Genomic DNA, 17,323 nt, shown 5'->3' on the forward strand with positions numbered 1-17,323 from the left:
GCGTGACGGTCCGCCGCCCGTTCAGGGCGCGTCGGTGTCCAGCCAGATGGTCACCGGCCCGTCGTTCACGAGCGCCACGGCCATGTCCGCCCCGAAGACGCCGGTCTGCGTTTGAATACCCAGTTCCTTCACCCTCTCGACGAAGTATTCGTAGAGCGCGCGGGCCTTGTCCGGTTTCGCGGCGTAGGAAAAACCGGGCCGCGTGCCCCGCGACGTGTCGGCGGCGAGGGTGAACTGGCTGACCACGAGCGCGGCGCCGCCCGTCTGCGCAAGGCTGAGGTTCATGCGGCCCTCGTCATCCTTGAACAGCCGCAGGTTCACGATCTTCCGCGCCAGCGCGTCGGCGGTTGCCTCGGTATCCTCGGGCATCGCGCAGACGAGGATCAGCAGGCCGGCGTCGATCTCGCCGGTCGTTTCGTCCGCCACCGCGACCGAGGCGCGGCTGACCCGTTGCAGCAGGGCCCGCATCAGTCCTGCCAGTCGATGATGTCTGCGGGGGTCGCACGCTCGGTGCGAAATGCATTCGCGGGCGCGGTCTCGTCGGCGTAGCCGAACGAGATTGCGCAAAGCACGAGACGGTCGTCGCCGATGCCCATCAGATCCCGCACGAGCGGCGCGTAGGCCGCGATGGCCGCCTGCGGCACGGTGGCGACCCCAAGGGCAGTGGCGGCGAGGGTGAAGGCGGTCACGAACCCCCCGGTGTCCATCGCGCCGTAGGGGCCCAGTTCGGCGGGTGAATGCACGATCGCCACGTGCGGCGCGTCGAACAGCGCGTAGTTGCGCAGCATCTGCGCCCGGCGGGCGTTGCGGTCGGACTTTTCGATCCCCACCGCATCGTACAACTGAAAACCACAGGTGCGGCGGCGCTCGGCATAGGGGCCGGAGTAGCCCTTGGGCCAGGCGAGGTCCGGCTTGGGCGGCGCGCCTTCGGTCGCGGCCTTGGTAAGTGCATCGCGGAAGCGGTCGGTCGCAGCGCCGCGCGTGACGCTGACCTGCCACGGTTGCGCGTTGCACCATGACGGTACGTGGCGCGCCGCGGCGACGATACGTTCGACGGTCTCGTCCGGGACGGGGTCGGGGCGGAAGGCCCGGCAGGAATAGCGGGCCTCCAGGATGTCGGTGAAAGTGTCGTATTGGGTCATTGCTGTGCTGCCAGATATCCGATGATTGCCGCGGCCGCGAGGCCGAGAATGACGGCGAAGGCGATCTTGATCGCCGAATAGGGCCGTTCGCCCTGCACCCGGCCGGTGCGGCCGTTCACCACGAAGCGGTAGGTCTTGCCCCGGTACTTGTAGGCCGCCAGCCAGACGGGCAACAGGATGTGCTTGAAGGTCAGGTTGCCGAGCTGCGTCTCGATACCGTGGATGCGTTGGCGGTCGCCCCCGATGTCGAACCGCACGTCCCGCTCGATGACCCGGTCCATGTGGGCGCGGGCCTGGACGAAGCCGTCCTGCAACGAGACGGAATACGCCTCGGCGCGGAAACCGGCCAGATACTCCGGCGCGTAGGGTTCAAGGGCGGAAAGATCCCATGGCTCAAGCGCATCGGTATAGCGCTTGGGCAGCGCGGTGGACGCGAGCACGAGCACGTCGTCGAAGAACCGGCCGACCCGGCCGGACACCGGCTGCCACCGGATCTGGGGGACCTGCTCCTGCACGCGCTTGCCATCGCGCATCACGGTCCGGGTAACGTAATAGACCGTCCCCCGTTCGCCCCTGTAGGCGGACTTGGTGTCGGCATCGTAGGTCCAGTAGGGCACGTAGATGCCCTGCATCCGACGCCCCTTTCGGGCATATTCCTGCAGGCCGCCGGGCGCGAACCAGAGCCGACCCAGCCAGTTTGTCATGGCGTCGCGCGCCGTCGCCTCGTCGAGCGCGAAGGGCAGGACGCCGCGGGGCTTGATCTGGCGTGTCGTGCCGGTATCGACGACGACCGGCGTGGCGCAGAAGGGGCATTCCTTGGCGTGTTCGGTGCCGTCGAACTCGACCTGCGCCGCGCAGTTGGGGCAGGTGGTGACCCGTGTCTCCTGCATTTCGCCGGCGTCCAGCGCGGCGGCAAAGCCCGATTCAAGGTCCAGTTCGGCGATCGCCCCGGCCGGGGCGGAGGCCCCTTCGAGGGGTTGGGTATTGCCGCAGTGGTCGCAGACAAGGCGTCCCGCGCCCGGATCGTAACGCAGGTCCGATCCGCAGCTGTCGCAGGGAAAGCGGTGCTCGGCCCTCGGGGCTGGTATCTGCTCGTCCATCTCGGCTCCGGTGGCGGTCTTCGGGGCACGTTAGCGCCGATGCACGGGCGCTTCCAGCCGGGAGATCACAAAAACCGGTGCAAGGCACGCGGGGCCATGATCCGCAGGGCATTGTCGCGCAGCTTCAGGTGCCGCCAGACGTGGAAAGCGGCATGTCCCGCCGCGATGGCCGCCAGCAGGTAGAATTCGAAGATATGGATCTGGCCGATGATCTCGTTCGCGCGGCGCAGGCCCAGCGGCGGGGCGATGGGCAACACGCCGCCCGCCTTGAGCAGGGTGGCGGAGGTAAGACCCAGCAGGAAGCCGCTGAGCGCCACGCCGAACAGGCCCCAGATCAGCGCCTTGTGCATCCACTGGTGCAGCTTGCGGCCCCAGCCGGGCAGCTTGGGGCCCGGACGGCTGGCCAGACCGCGGCGCATGTAATCGGCCGTCCACCATAGGCAGAGCGTGACGAACAGGAGTGCCAGTGCCGAATGGGCCTGAAAGGCGGCCGGACCGAAGGGCAGCACGTCGTCCGGCGTGACAACGATGAACCAGACCAGCATCGGCACCATCGCCCAGTGGATGACCTTGAGCGTGGGGCGCCGGCCGGGCAGGCGGTCAAGCAGCGCGCGGCCCATCGGTCAGAGCCATTTGTGCATGATGCGCGGCAGGATCAGCCGCAGCGCGTTGTCGTAGAGCGCGGTGTGCCGCCAGACGTGGAACACACCGTGAAACGCGCCCGCGGCCAGGGTGATGTTCAGCAGGATCCACGCGTCGAGATACCGCAACGGATGCCCCGCGAGGCGTAACAGGCAGGCCAGCGCGGTCAGCGCGAGCAGGATATGAAGCGTTCTGTGCATCCACGGATAGGCACGGCGCATCCCGGGGGAAAGTTTCGGGCCGGGCCGTCCGATCAGGCCTTTCGCCAGCGTCAGCGCTTCCCACGCCGCGACCACCCCGACGAATAGCCACAGTGCCCAAGGGGTCGACACACCGCCCTTTATCATGATCAGGATGAGCAGGAACGCGGCCCAGTGCAGGCCGATGACGATGCCCCTGCGGCTCACCGCAGGAACGGGATCATGCGGCGCAGCGTGCCGTCGCGGGCGACGTACTGGTGGTAGAGCGCCATCAGCGTATGCCCGACGATCAGGATCACGAGGACGTTGACCGCGATTTCATGGGCTTCCGCGGCGGGCTTTACATGGCCGTACCACGCGGTGGCGCCAAGGACGGGCACGAGGATCATCATGAGATAGAGCGCCCTGTGCCCCCAGAGGGCGGCCGTTTCCTGCCAGCCCGTGCTGCCCGCCGCGGGGGCGGGCGCGCCCGTCCGCAGGCGCACCGCGATCCGGATCAGGACCAGCAGAAAGACCGCGCCACCGATCCAGACGTGCAGGGTGTTGCCCTCGATCCCGGTGGTCCCTGCCTCGATCCGCTTGTCGAGGATACGGCCCATGCCGTCCCCGAGGAACCAGGCGGCCGCGATCAGGAAGGCGATCAGCCAGTGCAGTGTGATCTGAAGACCGGAATAGGGGGATCTGGTGGCCATGACGAGGGGTCCATCGGTTGGTGGCGTGGGATGACATCGGATATGGCGCGAGGCGGCGCGCCGGCCAGTCAAGCCGGCGCCCTTTTCTGCATGGATGCGCGCGCGGTCATCGGCCTCAGGTCAGGGGGCCGGCGGGGGCGGCGGCATCACCGTGAAGAGCTGGGCAAGCTCGGTCACGTCCTCGGCCCGCTGCCAGCCGTCCTGCCCGGGGGTCCAGACATAGGTGTCGCGGGTCAGTTTGCCTTCGGTCACCATCCGCCCCATGCGCGCCTTCGAATAGGGGCCGCTGGTCTCGCCGCCCTCTGCGATGTGCCACACATGCTCCACCGGCGGGGGCGGCGGGGGCGCCATGCCCGCCTGTGGCGCCGCGCCGGTCGCAGGCCGCGCGCCCCAGGGGCCGGCGCTTGCCGCGGCCTGACCGATCTGCATGCCCAGCCCCGCGCCAAGGCCCGCCTGCATCGCCGCACCGGCCCCGCCGTCGCGCCCCAGCGCCTCGGCCGCCTGGAACTGGGTGTACTGGTTCAGATCGCCGATGACGCCCATGGAGGATCTCTTGTCCAGCACCTGCTCCACCGCCGGCGGGAGCGAGACGTTCTCGATGTAGAGTTCGGGGATCGTCAGCCCGTATTCCGCCACCGTCGCCGATATCTCGGTGCTGACAAGCTTGCCCAGTTCGCGGGTGTTGGCCGCCATGTCGAGAACGGGGATCTTGGACAGCGCGATCGTGCGGGAGAATTCCTGAACGATGATGTTGCGGATCTGGAAGCTGATCTCGTCCATGGTGAATTCGCCGTCGGTGCCGACGATTTCGGTCAGGAAGCGCGCCGGGTCGCTGACCCGGACCGAATAGGTGCCGAAGGCGCGCAGGCGCACGGGGCCGAACTCCGGATCGCGCACGATGATCGGGTTCTTGGTGCCCCATTTCAGATCGTTGAACCGCGTCGTGTTGACGAAATAGACCTCGGACTTGAAGGGCGACCGGAACCCGTGGTCCCAGTGCTGCAGGGTGGTCATGATCGGCATGTTGTTGGTCTCGAGCATGTAGAGACCGGGGGTGAAGACATCGGCCAGCTGCCCCTCGTGGACAAAGACCGCCGCCTGTCCCTCGCGCACCGTCAGCTTGGCGCCGTACTTGATCTCGTGATCTTCGCGCTCGAACCGCCAGACCATCGTGTCGCGGGTATCGTCCGTCCAGTGGATGACGTCGATGAACTGGCCGGAAAGGAAGTCTAGGATGCCCATGTCTTGGTCCTTGGCTGTGGGTCGCTGAAGGAGAGGATATGGTGGGGGAGGGGGGCGCGCAAGGTTTGGGGGAGTTTGGTTTCGGCCTTGCTCTGATCTTCGTGCGAGGCGCGGCGGACAACCAATTCCAGCCTTGAAGCGGACACAATCGTCATCCGCAGCAGGCTATGGAGCTCAAAAAAACTGAGCCGAGAAAGTTATCCGTACAGTAGTTGACTCATCTAAATTCGTTGAATCTAAACCTTCCATATTTTTTCCCGCGAAAGCTCTGCTATGCGCTGCGTGTTTGATCGTATGATCTCCTCACTTAATTCATCAACGCCATCAAAAAGCTCTGGTAGCTTGTAACCCCTACTCTCCAAGATCACTTTCTTTTCCTTGAATTCGTTCGTGGAAAGCAACTCGTTGGTCTTTTGATCAACAAGCATGAGGTTTCCGAGTTGTCCCACGATTAAGTGATCTTCATCCGACTTATAGCTGGATTGTGGAACAAGATGCTCGATTGTAAGGTCGTCGGTTTCCCCAATGAACGGCTGACTCTCAAAAATTGCAACCTTTCTAAGGATATACTGAACGAGAGTCTTTTGGGATGAGTGCCTATTTGTGTAAATAACTTGCTCGAAGCCTACATCAAACTCTGAGCTTAGCACCTCTCGCTCCTGCAGTTTCGATACCAAATCAGCAATGACACGCGCAGCTTCGCCGCTATCGTTGCACTGAAATATTTGGCGTCCAAAGGAGGAATACATACCCGAAATTCCCCCGGATGACCGAGAGGAAGTTATAGCGTTGAACGAAAAATGGAATTTTTCAATATTCGAAAGTGCATTTCTTAACGTCCTGTACTTAATTGTCTTATCTCGGTATGCGCGAACCAAAGAAAGAATACCCGGCGATGGTTGGACTACTTTGAACGTTCGAAGTGCCTTAAGCGACCTTGCCGCTTCCCTTTCAGATTTGGACCAAAGATATTCCGTGTCGAAAATTGATCGCCACTGTTCAGAATCGGAAACGAAACGATCAAGATGTGATTTTGCGTTCTTCTTGTTGACCCGGTCCTTAACCTTTTGAAAGGTCTTTGCTTTGGTTACGAAATCGTAGCGTGACTGCCACGAGTGAACGATGAAGGTATCAGGGTCTAGCTGTATCGGGGAGCTCTTAATGGTGTCCTGAACTCTTGACCACTTCTCTTTGACCTGGTCGACTTCACTAGCTGAACGGATGAGCTTGGCAAAATGGTTTCTCAAAAGATCGGCAAGGGCCAAATCTTTTCCGCGGGTGTTGAGGGTCTCAAATATCAGATAGGCATCATCTTCGGTGTCCAGAGTGACAAGTATCAAGTTGAGATCGAAAACGGTGTCACGCAGAATAGAAAGCCATCCAATCGCATCTTTTTTATTGTCATCTGCACTTTGCTCTTTGTTGTCGAGATATTCGGATACTTTTTCCGATATGTTATTCTTGAATATATCAAACGCCCTCTGGATTGCCTCCTCTTCTCGCCCTACTTCAAACGGAACTTCTGCGGGATCACTTTTCAGTATTTCCTCTTGAAGAAAAGGAAAGGAGGATTCAGTTTTAAGAACGTAAACCGTCTTATTTTCTCGATCTTTCTGCTCGATGTACGCCTGCAAGCCTTCGGCCAGTTCAGGTCGATCAAGGTCTTTGAAGGCTTCACGAATCGCACAAAGTAATATCGTGATTGTGGTCAGGCGTTGCTGCCCGTCCACTACAGCTAAAGTTGAGCGTTCAACTTTGTATACGACCATAGCCCCAATAAAATACGCCTCGGTCATATTCTCTATAAGATCAGACCAGAACGCCGCGACGTGGTCAGGCTCCCAAGAGTATTCACGTTGAAAGCGAGGAATAAGAAAAATATTACCTTTCAAAAGCTCGTCTATTCTCTTGTCTTGGGATTCAATTTTCATTTTCGACCGCCTCTAAAATCACAAGGTTTAGTCTATCGACTCACCAATCCGTTCACAACGTCTGGCTGTGTACGACGCTGTCTATGTACGAAAGCAAGCTATCCGGCTCACTAGGTTCTGCATTGCTTGGCCACGCACGCGTTCAGTCCTCTGCCAATTTCGCTTTCTGCGCATGGCGGACATTCGTGCCCAGTCCAGCTACAGGTAGCTTTTCGCCTGCGCCGGACCTAAGAGGCGCGTGCCCCTCGGACCTCCGCTCCCCGCCCAAGGCCCCCTAAACCGGCCCCCCTGTCAGCTCTGCGGCGATCTCCTGCACCGTTTCCCGGGCGTCGCCCGCCACCATACCCGGTTTCAGGCGCGGATCGTAGAGCATCTTCAGCAGCAGTTCGTCGTGCCCGGTCAGCAGCGCGAATTCGTCGTCGTCGTTGAAGATCGAGGGGCGCGCGGCGGGGCTGTCGTTGGCCAGCCCCATTCCCTGCGCCAGTTCCTCTTGGATGCAGGACAGGCGGAGCAGGTCCGGGTTCTCCGACCGGATCACCGCCACCGCCGCCGTGTAGGTATTGGAGGACGGACCGGCGGCGTAGGCGGCAACGGCGCAGTAGGTGTCGCGCCGCATCTCGCTCAGCGCGCGCAGGCTGGCGTCCGATATGCCCGGCAGGCGATTGGCGATCTTGGCCAGTGTCTCGGCCCTGTCGTCTTCGGAGGCGATGACGACAACGAAGTTGGGCCGCCCCCCGGTGGAGACGGGATGGCCGGTGACCAGCCCGAGCCTGCGGGCATAGGCGTGCACATCCTTGCGGTCGGCGGCCTGCTGCGAGGGCGGGACGCTGTCACCGAAAATGACCTCCATCCGCACCGGATCCTCCCAGCGGCGCAGCGGGCTGGGGCCGCCGCGCCCGGTGAACGCCCCGTCGTATTCGTTGAAGAACGCGATCTGTTCGAAGTTGCGCGCCAGCACGGAGGCGGTGAAGGGCGTGTCGACGCCGCCACCGTCCTGCCGCAGCAGGCCCTGGCTGAGCTGGGCGGTCTGAACCTGGTTGAGATAGCTGCGCAGCGCCGCGCTCTTCTTGGAGGTCGGCTGGGCGACCTGGGGCGGGGGCGCCGCCGCGGCGCGCTCGGGTCGCGGTTGCGGCTTGAGCGAGGGTTCGACGGGCGCCGGCATGTCGCAGGCCAGCAGGCCGGACGCGACCGCGCCCGCCAGTCCCCATTTGGTGAAGTGAGTCCAGCCCCGCATGGCGGCCCTATCCCGGAATGCTGGTGGCGGCCGTGTCGCCCGCGCCGGTCTGTTTCGCCTTTGCCGATGCAAGCGTGTCGCGCAGGCGGGTCTCCATCTCCTGCAGTTCGACCTCGGCGGCGGCCCGCTTGGCCTTGCCCTCGTCGGCGATCTGCAAGCTTTCCTGAATGGTTCCGATCAGGTCGGCGTTCGCCTGCTTGACCGCCTCGATGTCGAACACGCCGCGCTCCATCTCCTCGCGGATCATCTTGTTGTTCTCGCGCAGGTTCTTCGCGTTGGAAGTCAGCAGTTCGTTGGTCAGGTCGTTCGCCTCGCGCACGGCGCCCGCGGCTTCGGCGGACCGCTGGATCGTCACCGCCTGCGCCAGCTGGGTCTCCCACAGCGGCACCGTGTTCACGAGGGTCGAGTTGATCTTCGTCACCAGCGACTTGTCGTTCTCCTGAACCAGCCGGATCGAGGGCAGGGACTGCATGGTGACCTGCCGCGTCAGCTTGAGGTCGTGCACCCGGCGTTCCAGGTCGTCGCGTGCGGCGCGGATATCGCGCAGCTCCTGTGCCAGCATCACCTGGTCGTCCTCGGCGGCGGCGTTCATCTCCTGCTCCTTGGCGGGGATGTCGGTGCTGTCGATCTCGGCCAGCTTGGCCTCGCCCGCGGCGATGTAGAGCGCGAGCTCGTCGTAGAATTGCAGCGTCTTCTCATAGAGCATGTCGAGCGACTTGATGTCCTTGAGCAGCCTGTGCTCGTGCGTGAGCAGGTTGTCGGTGATCTTGTCGATCTGGGCCTGGACCTGCTCGAATTGGGCGGTGAACTTGGCGAAGGGCGCGGCGCGGCCCAGCAGTTTTTCCCACCAGCTACGCTCGCGGCGCACGTCGAGTTCCGAGACGGAGAATCCGCGGATGGTGGTCACGATGCTGCGCAGGCTGTCGCCCGCGGGGCCCACGTCCTTGTTGCGCACGTCGGCCAGCATCGCCTGGCTGATCTCCTGCAGTTCGGCCTGGGCGGCCGAGCCGAAGGAAACGATGGACTGCGTGTCCGTCATGTCGATCTCGGCCATGCGCGACCGGATCTCGTCGCCCAAGGGCTTGTCGGCCTGCTCCAGCGGCACCACCGCGTTGGCATCAGATGGCTCCGGCAGGACCAGCGCCGTCACCTCTTCGACCATTTGCCGCGATTGGTTCGCTTTTTCTTTCACACTATCAGACATGTACGGGCCTTCCTTGAGATTTTGAATGAATGCGCCGGATCATTTCAGCCGGACGCCTTCGCGCGACAGCCGCTCGCGCAGCACGTCGATTTCGACGGTCAGGTCGCTGCGGTCGTCCAGCAGCGATTTCTCGGTTCTGGCGGCAAAGTTCCGTTCCAGATCCTCGAGCAGTGCGAGGTAGTCGTCGCGCGCGTCCGCGTCGCCGGTTCGGGCATAGATGTCGGCGAACTTCACCGTCGCGTCCCGCGCGCCGCGCAGGTAGACGCTGAGATACTTGCGCGCGGCAGTAAGATCGCGCGGATCTTCCTCGACCGTGCGGATCAGGGTGCGGGCCGTCTCCTGAAACCCGGCCAGCCGCGACTCGGCCCTGCGATCGTTCGCGCGGGCGATGGCGTCGGACATTTCGGCGAGGGTCTTCTCCGCCTCGTCCACGACCCGCGCCACGCGGTCCTGCTGAAAGGTGTCGATCCCTTCCATGCCCTTGGACCTCAGCGGGTCGATGCCGAAAGCGGCGACGTGCAGGGCGCCGCCGCAGAGGCCGAACAGCACCGGCGCCATGACCTCGGACAGGCCGGACTGGTGTGCCGCGACGGCCAGCGCGGTGCCCACGCCGGTCACGACCCCCGCAAGGATCTTTCGCGGCAGGGCAGGGCGGTGCGCCACCTTGCGTTCGGCATAGGCCGCTTCGGCGCGCAATCCTTCCCGCAACAACCATGCGCCGAGCGCCAGCGCGCCGGCACCCGTCAATCCCAGTGCAAGGCTCGCAGCCCCGCCGCCGAGGGTGGTGGCGATCAGCACGACGGGGGGCACGAACATCAGGTTCGCGCGGCCACCGACCGGATCGACCGTGACCCTTGCCTTGGGCGAGGGCCGCGCGCCTGCCTGCGCCGCGCCATCGGGGCTGTACTTGCCGCCAAAACGTCTGGCCATGCCTACATGCCCCCCAAAAGGCCGGACGCCGTACCAAACAGCAGGGCGATCAGCGCCACGTAGGCGACTTTCTGCAGTCCGTTGGGTGCCATCACACCATCCTTGGTCGGGCCGAAGACCGGTTTGAGGGCACGGCGGCCCTGATCCATCGTGCTGTTCCAGATTGATCCCAAAATGACAACGATGGCAACGATAACGCCCACGAAAAGCGCGAATAGAAGCACTCTGCCCATATCGACCTCACTGAGTTGAACATAGGTCCTTTTCCCCGGTCTTGCTAGGGACGCACCGCCAGGCAAGGTCGCGGGAGAGTTCTGCCGCCGCACCGCCGGCCGGGTGGTGCCGTCGGGGGGCAGGGATTGGTTTTTCAGGCGTCATACTGGCCTCGCTTCGGGGGTGCGCGCCTGTCGCGGGCCAGCACCGATCAATGTGATGTGCCGTTCCGGGGTTCACGGCGATGTGCCGGTGTCGAGGTCAGGGAAGGGCGCAAGACCTTCCCGCCATCCGGCGATCGCTCAACGCCGTGGGGGCCGGTTCGGTTTCTTGCGGGGCGGGCGCTGCACCGATTTCGGCTTCTTCACGGCGGTGCCGCTGTTGTCGGGCAATTCCAGTCCCAGCTGGTCGCGCACGATCTTGCGGCGAATCTCCTCGACCTCCCCGGCTTTCAGCTCGCCCAGCTGGAAAGGGCCATAGCTGACGCGGATCAGGCGGTTCACGGTCAGGCCCACGGCCTCCATCGCGCGGCGGATCTCGCGGTTCTTGCCCTCGCGCAGGCCGACTGTCAGCCATGCGTTCGCGCCCTGCTGGCGGTCAAGCGTGACCGACATGGGCTGGAAACGTTCGCCTTCGATCACCAGCCCCTTGCGCAGCGGCTCCAGCGTCTTGTCCTCGGGCCGGCCGTTGACCCTGACGCGGTACTTGCGCAGCCAGCCCGTGCTGGGCAGTTCCAGCTTGCGCTTGATGCCGCCGTCGTTGGTGAGCAGCAATAGCCCCTCGGAGTTGATGTCGAGCCGTCCCACGGACATGACACGCGGCATGTCATCGGGCAGGGCGGCAAAGATCGTCTCGCGGTCTTTCTCGTCCCGGTCGGTGCTGACCAGTCCGACGGGCTTGTGGTAAAGCCACATGCGCGGCGGTTCGGGCGCTGAAACGTCCTTGCCGTCCACGGTGAGTTGATCGGTGGAGGTGACATTCAGCGCGGGCGAGGTGATCTGGGTCCCGTTCACGCTGACCCGGCCCGCCTCGATCATGCGCTCGGCCTCGCGGCGCGAGGCGACGCCGGCGCGGGCAAGCACCTTGGCGATGCGGTCGCCCTTGGGGGGATCGGATGGCGTTGACCTGTTCATCGCTTCCGCTTAACCGGTTTGCGCCGCTTGCGAAAGGGCGGCGTTTGCAGACATGGTGCGGCATGACATTCCGGTCCTTCATGGAGGTCGCCCTGGCGGAGGCCCGTGCCGCCGCCGTGCGCGGCGAGGTGCCCGTGGGTGCCGCCGTCGTGGCGCCCTCTGGCCGGGTCGTCTCGCAGGCCGGCAACCGCACGCGCGAACTGCACGATCCCACCGCGCACGCTGAAATTCTGGCGATACGGGCCGCCTGCGCCGATCTCGGGTCGGAGCGGTTGGTGGGGCATGATCTTTACGTGACCCTCGAACCCTGCGCGATGTGCGCCGCCGCCCTTGCAGCGGCCCGGATCGGCCGGTTGTATTACGGTGCCGCCGATCCCAAGTCCGGCGGGGTCGGGCAGGGCGCGCGTGTTTTCGCGCATCCGCAGTGCCACCACGTGCCCGAGGTCTATGACGGGATCGACGCCGTCGCGTCGGAGAAATTGCTGAAGGCATTCTTTGCCGACAGAAGGGAAGGAAACTGAATGGCCGTGAACAAGCAGCTTTCGCGTTTCGTGCGCGACGCCCTCTCGGCGGGCAAGACGCGGGCCGAAATATCGCAGGCCCTGACAGACAGCGGCTGGAGCAGGTCCGAGGTGGCGGATGCGCTGGACGCCTGGGCCGAGACCGTCTTTGCCCCGCCGGTGCCGCGCCCGCAGGCCACCGTCTCGGCGCGGGATTTCTTCATCTATGCGCTGACATTCGGGGTGATGATCTTTGCCGCCATCCACGTCGTCCAGCTTTTTCACGCGCTGATCGACTTCGTGCTGGAGGAAAACCGGTACCGCTGGGCGGGCGGCATCCGGTGGTCCATGTCCGTGCTGATCGTCACGACGCCGGTGTATCTGTGGCTCACAGTGCGCGAGCGGCGCAAGCTTGCCGAAGATCCGGCGCTGCACCGTTCCGCCATCCGGCGCTGGCTCATGTATGTCACGCTGCTGCTGTCGGCGGCGGTGATGCTGGGCGACGGTGTCGCGGTCATCTACGCTTTTCTCAGTGGTGATTTCACGCTGCAGTTTTTCCTCAAGGCCTTGGTCGTGGGCGGTGTCGCCGGGATGATCTTCCTGTTCTATCTGTCCGACATCCGCCGGGGGGACAGGGCATGAACCGGGTGCTGCTCATCGTGGCCGTGCTGGTCGTGGGTGGCGGCCTGATCGCGGGCTTCGCCATCGTGGGCGGGCCGCAATACGCCAGAATGGAACGGCACGACAACGAGCGCGCGAACGATCTGCGCGCGCTGGCGGACTACCACCGTTGCAGGATCGCGGCAGAAGACGGCAATGCGGGCACCGCCGCAACGCCGGGCTGCCTCGGCTATGAACGGGCGCCCGATCTCGTGGACCCGGTCACCGGCGCCCCCTACCGCTACGAAGACACGGGCCGCGACGGGTTCCGCATCTGCGCCACGTTCGAGACCGAAATGCTGCGGCGTGAAACGGCAGGGCCGCCGTCCTCCTTCCTGACCTTCGATGGCCGGGAAGGGTGCGTGGAGCATGGAGTGCGCTCCGGTGACGATGCCGCCACCGGTACAACGCCCGACCGGTCTAGAGACTGATCGGCTGCATCACCTGCGGCTCGATCACGTCGACGCCCGGAAGCCCTTCTGCCAGCGCCTTTGCATCCTGTTCCAGCGCGGGGAAGGTCCGGTAATGGCAGGGGATCACGGTCTTGAAGTCGAAGTACCGCTTCGCCGCATAGGCGGCCTCGGCCATGCCCATCGTGAAATGTCCGCCCGCCGACAGGATGCCGATGTCGGGTTTGTAGTAATCGCCGATCCAGTCCATGTCGGCCATGATGCCGGTGTCGCCCGAGAAATAGATCGTCCGGCCTTCGCCCTTCAGGATGAACCCGGTTTCGCCGCCCGTGTAGACCGGGCCGCTGTCGCTGCTGATCGACGACGAATGCGATGCCGGGACCATCGACACGGCCACCTTTCCGCAGGTGATGGTGCCGCCCTTGTTGAAGCCGGTCGTGTTCTCGATGCCCTGGCCCTCGAACCAGCCCATCAGCTCGACCATCCCCGCCATCGGCGCGCCGGTCTTTTCCGCCACCATCTTGAGGTCGTTGGTGTGGTCGAAGTGCCCGTGCGTCACCAGTATCTGCGTGGCACCTTTCAGGGCCGCGTCGTACTGTCCCTCTTCGATCAGGGGGTTGTCGGTCAGCCAGGGGTCGATCAGGATGATCTGGTCTTCGATCTCGATGCGAAAGGACCCGTGGCCCAGCCATGTGATATTCATGTTCAGTCTCCTCTTTGCCTGCAAGACTAGCGCGGTGATGCGATTTGGGGAGCAATTTTTCCCCCCGTGTCGCAGATGGGCAGGCCGCGCCCTTGCGAGGCGGGGACAGCAAGGGTACATGCACCGCAAAGAGATGGAGAGCGTTCATGTCAATCGACGAGAGCACCGCCGCCCGCGTGGCGAAACTGGCACGGATCAAGGTCGACCCCGAGGCGCTTCCGGCGCTGGCGCAGGATTTCAACGGCATCCTCGGGTTCATCGAACAGCTGAGCGAAGTCGACGTGGACGGGGTGGAGCCGATGACTTCCGTAACCCCGCAGCGGCTGAAGCGGCGCGAGGACGTGGTCACGGACGGCGACCGGCAGGACGCCGTTCTCAAGAACGCGCCGGACGCGCGCGAGGGTTTCTTTGCCGTGCCGAAGGTGGTTGAATGATGAGCGATCTGAACAAGATGGGCCTTGCGGAAGCCCGCGATGCCCTGCGTGCGGGCGAGACCAGCGCGCGGGAACTGACCGAAGCCTGCCTGAAAGCGATCGAGGGCGCGGGCGCGCTCAACGCCTTCGTGCATCATACGCCCGACATCGCCATGACCCAGGCCGATGCCGCGGACAAGCGGATCAAGGCGGGCGATGCGCCGGCCATGTGCGGCCTGCCGATCGGGATCAAGGATCTCTTCTGCACCAAGGGCGTGCCGAGCCAGGCCGGATCACGTATCCTGCAGGGCTTCCTGCCGGAATACGAAAGCACCGTCAGCCAGAACCTGTTCGACGCCGGTGCGGTCATGCTGGGCAAGCTCAACATGGATGAATTCGCCATGGGGTCGTCGAACGAAACCTCGGTTTACGGCAACGCCGTGAATCCCTGGCGGCGCGGCAACGATGACAGCGCGCTGACGCCGGGCGGTTCGTCGGGCGGCTCCGCCGCCGCGGTGGCGGCCGATCTCTGCCTTGCGGCCACGGGAACGGACACGGGCGGGTCGATCCGCCAGCCCGCCGCGTTCACCGGCACGGTCGGGATCAAACCGACCTATGGCCGCTGCTCGCGCTGGGGCATCGTCGCTTTCGCCTCCAGCCTCGACCAGGCCGGACCGATGACCAAGTCGGTCCGCGACGCCGCCATCATGCTGGGCACGATGTGCGGGCACGACCCCAAGGACAGCACCTCCGCCGATCTGCCGGTCCCGGACTTCGAAGCGGCCCTGACCGGCGACATTCGCGGCAAGAAGATCGGCATTCCGAAGGAATACCGGATGGACGGCATGCCCGAGGAGATCGAGAAGCTGTGGTCCGACGGGATCGCCATGATGCGCGACGCGGGCGCCGAGATCGTGGACATTTCCCTGCCGCACACCAAGTACGCGCTGCCGGCCTACTACGTGATCGCCCCCGCCGAAGCCTCTTCGAACCTCGCGCGGTACGACGGCGTGCGATACGGCCACCGCGCCAGGCTCGAACAGGGTGACGGCATCACGCAAATGTACGAAAAGACCCGCGCCGAAGGTTTCGGAGCCGAGGTCCAGCGCCGCGTCATGATCGGCACCTACGTGCTTTCCGCAGGTTTCTACGACGCCTACTACAACCGCGCCCGCAAGGTCCGCACCCTGATCAAGCGTGACTTCGAAAACGTTTTTGCCGAGGGCATCGACAGCATCCTGACCCCCGCGACCCCCTCGGCCGCCTTCGGTCTGGGCGAGATGGCTGATGCCGATCCCGTGGCGATGTACCTCAATGACGTGTTCACCGTCACCGTGAACTTGGCGGGTCTGCCCGGAATCGCGGTGCCGACGGGGCAGGACAGCCGGGGTCTGCCGCTGGGACTTCAGCTGATCGGGCGTCCGTGGGAGGAAGCCGACCTGCTGTCTTCCGCCTATGCGCTGGAACGCAGCGCCGGGTTTGTGGCCAAGCCCGACAAATGGTGGTAGACCGCCCCTCGTTCTTTCCGAAATGCGAAGCTGAGCCCATGATTGCACGTTCCCTTATTCTTGTCGCCACTGGCGTGGCGCTTGCCGCCTGCCAGCCCGCCGTGCCCGATTCCGGCCGCGGGGTGGGCTTTGGCGACAGCGACCGCGCCCAGCGGCAGGCCCGTGACGCCGCGCTGGCGGGCGGCACCGTGCCGGCCCCGGCGGCCGTCACCGCCGCCCCGCTTCCGACACCTGCCGAAGGGTCTGCCGAAGCGACGGCCGCCGAAACCGCGCGCGTGCTTGCCGCGACGCGTCCCGGCGCCGGCAATGGCATCGGCAACGACGCCGCGACCAATTCCGGCGTGGCGCCGGTGAACGCCAGCCCCTCGAACCCGCCGCCCGCCGTCCTGAACAGCGCGGGCATTTCCAACGAGAACAACTTCGACGCCGTGTCGGGACAGCGCAGCATCGGCGATGACGCCGCGCGTCTGGCCGCCAACCGCGCGCAGTACCAGGTCGTCCAGCCCCAGGCGCTGCCCGACCGTGCCGACGCGGGCCCCAACATCGTGGCCTACGCGCTGCGCACCACCAACGCGCGCGGCACGCAGGTCTACCGCCGCATCGGCCTGAACAAGGCGTCCAAGTTCGCCCGTGCCTGCGCGCAGTATTCCCACCCCGATCAGGCGCAGATCGCCTTTCTCGAGGCAGGCGGACCGGAAAAGGACCGCAACGGCATGGACCCCGACGGCGACGGTTTCGCCTGCAACTGGGATCCGACACCGTTCCGCCGGGCAGCCCGGGCCGGCTGAGCCCGCGCCGGGATGGCGGTCGCCTCCTCTCCGAACTTCGGGCCGCGGCGTGACGGGCTCACGCCCCGGCTGATCGTCATCCACTATACCGCGATGCAAAGCGCCGAGGCCGCGCTGGCGCGGTTATGCGATCCGCAGGCCGAGGTCTCGGCCCATTACCTCATCGCCGCCGATGGCCGCTGCCTGCAACTGGTGGCCGAGGAGATGCGCGCCTGGCACGCCGGCGCCGGGGAATGGGCGGGACAGCAGGACATCAATTCGCGCTCCATCGGCATCGAACTCGACAACCGGGGCGACCACCCGTTTTCGGAACCGCAGATGCAGGTGCTGGAAAAGCTGCTGCGCGATCTCATGGACCGATGGGGTATTCCCGCCGCCGGGGTGCTTGGCCATTCCGATATCGCGCCCGGGCGGAAACAGGATCCCGGCCCCCGCTTCGACTGGCAACGCCTTGCCCTGAGAGGGCTCGCCGTGCCGACCCCGGCACCAAGGGAGACACGGGTCAGCGAAGCTGCCTTTCGCGCGGCGGCCCGGGCCGCCGGCTACACCGCCGATGTGCCGTTCGACACGCTGCTTGCCGCGACACGCCTGCGGCACGGGCCCTGGCGCCACGGGCCCCTCTGTGACGCCGATTTGGCGCTGCCGCCGGTCTGAGACGCGACTCCTCGCTTCTTTATG

General features: G+C 64.6%; 21 protein-coding genes. 7 read left to right on the forward strand and 14 right to left on the reverse strand.

The window, feature by feature from the left end; genetic code table 11:
* Positions 1-21: 21 nt before the first annotated feature.
* The 13 genes from dtd to BOO69_RS04960 form a co-directional block, all read right to left on the reverse strand.
* Positions 22-468 carry a D-aminoacyl-tRNA deacylase gene (dtd, locus tag BOO69_RS04900; protein WP_071970833.1) on the reverse strand — a complete coding sequence of 149 codons (447 nt, stop codon included), beginning with the start codon at positions 466-468 and terminating at the stop codon, positions 22-24.
* Positions 468-1,142 carry a nitroreductase gene (locus tag BOO69_RS04905; RefSeq protein ID WP_071970835.1) on the reverse strand — a complete coding sequence of 225 codons (675 nt, stop codon included), beginning with the start codon at positions 1,140-1,142 and terminating at the stop codon, positions 468-470. Before BOO69_RS04905 ends, dtd begins: the two co-directional genes overlap by 1 nt.
* Positions 1,139-2,242: a TFIIB-type zinc finger domain-containing protein gene (locus tag BOO69_RS04910; protein ID WP_071970837.1), complete on the reverse strand. Its 1,104-nt coding sequence runs from the start codon at positions 2,240-2,242 to the stop codon at positions 1,139-1,141. The genes BOO69_RS04905 and BOO69_RS04910 overlap by 4 nt, the downstream gene beginning before the upstream one ends.
* A gap of 65 nt (positions 2,243-2,307) precedes the next feature.
* Complete coding sequence (locus BOO69_RS04915; RefSeq protein WP_071970838.1) at positions 2,308-2,862, reverse strand: cytochrome b/b6 domain-containing protein; 555 nt, start codon at positions 2,860-2,862, stop codon at positions 2,308-2,310.
* 3 nt (positions 2,863-2,865) lie between these two features.
* Positions 2,866-3,291, reverse strand: coding sequence for a hypothetical protein (locus tag BOO69_RS04920; RefSeq protein ID WP_071970840.1), 426 nt, complete (start codon positions 3,289-3,291; stop codon positions 2,866-2,868).
* On the reverse strand, positions 3,288-3,776 hold the full coding sequence (locus tag BOO69_RS04925; protein ID WP_071970842.1) for a cytochrome b: 489 nt from the start codon (positions 3,774-3,776) through the stop codon (positions 3,288-3,290). The genes BOO69_RS04920 and BOO69_RS04925 overlap by 4 nt, the downstream gene beginning before the upstream one ends.
* 120 nt (positions 3,777-3,896) lie before the next feature.
* Complete coding sequence (locus BOO69_RS04930) at positions 3,897-5,018, reverse strand: SPFH domain-containing protein (protein ID WP_071970843.1); 1,122 nt, start codon at positions 5,016-5,018, stop codon at positions 3,897-3,899.
* Between the two features lie 236 nt (positions 5,019-5,254).
* The gene (locus BOO69_RS04935; protein WP_071970845.1) at positions 5,255-6,949 is read right to left on the reverse strand and encodes a DUF262 domain-containing protein; all 1,695 of its coding nucleotides are present in this window, start codon (positions 6,947-6,949) and stop codon (positions 5,255-5,257) included.
* Between the two features lie 274 nt (positions 6,950-7,223).
* The gene (locus BOO69_RS04940) at positions 7,224-8,183 is read right to left on the reverse strand and encodes a DUF2927 domain-containing protein (RefSeq protein ID WP_071970847.1); all 960 of its coding nucleotides are present in this window, start codon (positions 8,181-8,183) and stop codon (positions 7,224-7,226) included.
* A gap of 7 nt (positions 8,184-8,190) precedes the next feature.
* Complete coding sequence (locus BOO69_RS04945; RefSeq protein WP_071970848.1) at positions 8,191-9,387, reverse strand: toxic anion resistance protein; 1,197 nt, start codon at positions 9,385-9,387, stop codon at positions 8,191-8,193.
* A 39-nt stretch (positions 9,388-9,426) separates the two neighbouring features.
* On the reverse strand, positions 9,427-10,317 hold the full coding sequence (locus BOO69_RS04950; protein WP_071970850.1) for a 5-bromo-4-chloroindolyl phosphate hydrolysis family protein: 891 nt from the start codon (positions 10,315-10,317) through the stop codon (positions 9,427-9,429).
* Between the two features lie 2 nt (positions 10,318-10,319).
* Positions 10,320-10,550, reverse strand: coding sequence for a hypothetical protein (locus BOO69_RS04955; RefSeq protein WP_071970852.1), 231 nt, complete (start codon positions 10,548-10,550; stop codon positions 10,320-10,322).
* A gap of 282 nt (positions 10,551-10,832) precedes the next feature.
* The gene (locus BOO69_RS04960; protein ID WP_071970854.1) at positions 10,833-11,663 is read right to left on the reverse strand and encodes a pseudouridine synthase; all 831 of its coding nucleotides are present in this window, start codon (positions 11,661-11,663) and stop codon (positions 10,833-10,835) included.
* A 62-nt stretch (positions 11,664-11,725) separates the two neighbouring features.
* Between BOO69_RS04960 and BOO69_RS04965 the strand changes: the two genes are divergently transcribed.
* Genes BOO69_RS04965 through BOO69_RS04975 form a run of 3 tightly spaced genes read left to right on the forward strand, consistent with a single transcriptional unit; the run spans position 11,726 to position 13,254 of the window.
* Positions 11,726-12,184, forward strand: a complete 459-nt coding sequence (locus BOO69_RS04965) for a nucleoside deaminase (protein WP_071970856.1) — start codon at positions 11,726-11,728, stop codon at positions 12,182-12,184.
* Positions 12,185-12,805 (forward strand): DUF5671 domain-containing protein, encoded by a 621-nt coding sequence (locus BOO69_RS04970; protein WP_071970858.1) that lies wholly within the window; start codon positions 12,185-12,187, stop codon positions 12,803-12,805.
* On the forward strand, positions 12,802-13,254 hold the full coding sequence (locus tag BOO69_RS04975; RefSeq protein WP_071970859.1) for a hypothetical protein: 453 nt from the start codon (positions 12,802-12,804) through the stop codon (positions 13,252-13,254). Before BOO69_RS04970 ends, BOO69_RS04975 begins: the two co-directional genes overlap by 4 nt.
* Here the strand turns inward: BOO69_RS04975 and BOO69_RS04980 are convergent.
* Positions 13,244-13,936, reverse strand: coding sequence for a metal-dependent hydrolase (locus tag BOO69_RS04980; RefSeq protein ID WP_071970861.1), 693 nt, complete (start codon positions 13,934-13,936; stop codon positions 13,244-13,246). The two genes, BOO69_RS04975 and BOO69_RS04980, sit on opposite strands and share 11 nt — an antisense overlap.
* A 146-nt stretch (positions 13,937-14,082) precedes the next feature.
* On the opposite strand from BOO69_RS04980, the gene gatC reads away from it, so the two are divergent.
* Genes gatC through BOO69_RS05000 form a run of 4 tightly spaced genes read left to right on the forward strand, consistent with a single transcriptional unit; the run spans position 14,083 to position 17,299 of the window.
* Positions 14,083-14,370, forward strand: a complete 288-nt coding sequence (gatC, locus tag BOO69_RS04985; RefSeq protein ID WP_071970864.1) for an Asp-tRNA(Asn)/Glu-tRNA(Gln) amidotransferase subunit GatC — start codon at positions 14,083-14,085, stop codon at positions 14,368-14,370.
* A complete protein-coding gene (gatA, locus tag BOO69_RS04990) occupies positions 14,370-15,857 on the forward strand; it encodes an Asp-tRNA(Asn)/Glu-tRNA(Gln) amidotransferase subunit GatA (RefSeq protein WP_071970868.1) in 1,488 nt (495 codons plus the stop codon). The genes gatC and gatA overlap by 1 nt, the downstream gene beginning before the upstream one ends.
* A 38-nt stretch (positions 15,858-15,895) precedes the next feature.
* Positions 15,896-16,645, forward strand: coding sequence for a hypothetical protein (locus BOO69_RS04995; protein ID WP_071970870.1), 750 nt, complete (start codon positions 15,896-15,898; stop codon positions 16,643-16,645).
* A 12-nt stretch (positions 16,646-16,657) separates the two neighbouring features.
* Positions 16,658-17,299 carry an N-acetylmuramoyl-L-alanine amidase gene (locus BOO69_RS05000; protein ID WP_071970872.1) on the forward strand — a complete coding sequence of 214 codons (642 nt, stop codon included), beginning with the start codon at positions 16,658-16,660 and terminating at the stop codon, positions 17,297-17,299.
* Positions 17,300-17,323: the final 24 nt, after the last annotated feature.

It is taken from the genome of Sulfitobacter alexandrii (genome assembly GCF_001886735.1).
GTDB lineage: Bacteria > Pseudomonadota > Alphaproteobacteria > Rhodobacterales > Rhodobacteraceae > Sulfitobacter > Sulfitobacter alexandrii.

Excerpts from the sequence above, each read along its gene's own strand:
- dtd (WP_071970833.1), bottom strand. The coding sequence starts at position 468 with ATGCGGGCCCTGCTGCAACGGGTCAGCCGCGCCTCGGTCGCGGTGGCG.
- BOO69_RS04905 (WP_071970835.1), bottom strand. The coding sequence starts at position 1,142 with ATGACCCAATACGACACTTTCACCGACATCCTGGAGGCCCGCTATTCC.
- BOO69_RS04910 (WP_071970837.1), bottom strand. The coding sequence starts at position 2,242 with ATGGACGAGCAGATACCAGCCCCGAGGGCCGAGCACCGCTTTCCCTGC.
- BOO69_RS04915 (WP_071970838.1), bottom strand. The coding sequence starts at position 2,862 with ATGGGCCGCGCGCTGCTTGACCGCCTGCCCGGCCGGCGCCCCACGCTC.
- BOO69_RS04925 (WP_071970842.1), bottom strand. The coding sequence starts at position 3,776 with ATGGCCACCAGATCCCCCTATTCCGGTCTTCAGATCACACTGCACTGG.
- BOO69_RS04930 (WP_071970843.1), bottom strand. The coding sequence starts at position 5,018 with ATGGGCATCCTAGACTTCCTTTCCGGCCAGTTCATCGACGTCATCCAC.
- BOO69_RS04935 (WP_071970845.1), bottom strand. The coding sequence starts at position 6,949 with ATGAAAATTGAATCCCAAGACAAGAGAATAGACGAGCTTTTGAAAGGT.
- BOO69_RS04940 (WP_071970847.1), bottom strand. The coding sequence starts at position 8,183 with ATGCGGGGCTGGACTCACTTCACCAAATGGGGACTGGCGGGCGCGGTC.
- BOO69_RS04945 (WP_071970848.1), bottom strand. The coding sequence starts at position 9,387 with ATGTCTGATAGTGTGAAAGAAAAAGCGAACCAATCGCGGCAAATGGTC.
- BOO69_RS04950 (WP_071970850.1), bottom strand. The coding sequence starts at position 10,317 with ATGGCCAGACGTTTTGGCGGCAAGTACAGCCCCGATGGCGCGGCGCAG.
- BOO69_RS04955 (WP_071970852.1), bottom strand. The coding sequence starts at position 10,550 with ATGGGCAGAGTGCTTCTATTCGCGCTTTTCGTGGGCGTTATCGTTGCC.
- BOO69_RS04960 (WP_071970854.1), bottom strand. The coding sequence starts at position 11,663 with ATGAACAGGTCAACGCCATCCGATCCCCCCAAGGGCGACCGCATCGCC.
- BOO69_RS04965 (WP_071970856.1), top strand. The coding sequence starts at position 11,726 with ATGACATTCCGGTCCTTCATGGAGGTCGCCCTGGCGGAGGCCCGTGCC.
- BOO69_RS04970 (WP_071970858.1), top strand. The coding sequence starts at position 12,185 with ATGGCCGTGAACAAGCAGCTTTCGCGTTTCGTGCGCGACGCCCTCTCG.
- BOO69_RS04975 (WP_071970859.1), top strand. The coding sequence starts at position 12,802 with ATGAACCGGGTGCTGCTCATCGTGGCCGTGCTGGTCGTGGGTGGCGGC.
- BOO69_RS04980 (WP_071970861.1), bottom strand. The coding sequence starts at position 13,936 with ATGAATATCACATGGCTGGGCCACGGGTCCTTTCGCATCGAGATCGAA.
- gatC (WP_071970864.1), top strand. The coding sequence starts at position 14,083 with ATGTCAATCGACGAGAGCACCGCCGCCCGCGTGGCGAAACTGGCACGG.
- gatA (WP_071970868.1), top strand. The coding sequence starts at position 14,370 with ATGAGCGATCTGAACAAGATGGGCCTTGCGGAAGCCCGCGATGCCCTG.
- BOO69_RS04995 (WP_071970870.1), top strand. The coding sequence starts at position 15,896 with ATGATTGCACGTTCCCTTATTCTTGTCGCCACTGGCGTGGCGCTTGCC.
- BOO69_RS05000 (WP_071970872.1), top strand. The coding sequence starts at position 16,658 with ATGGCGGTCGCCTCCTCTCCGAACTTCGGGCCGCGGCGTGACGGGCTC.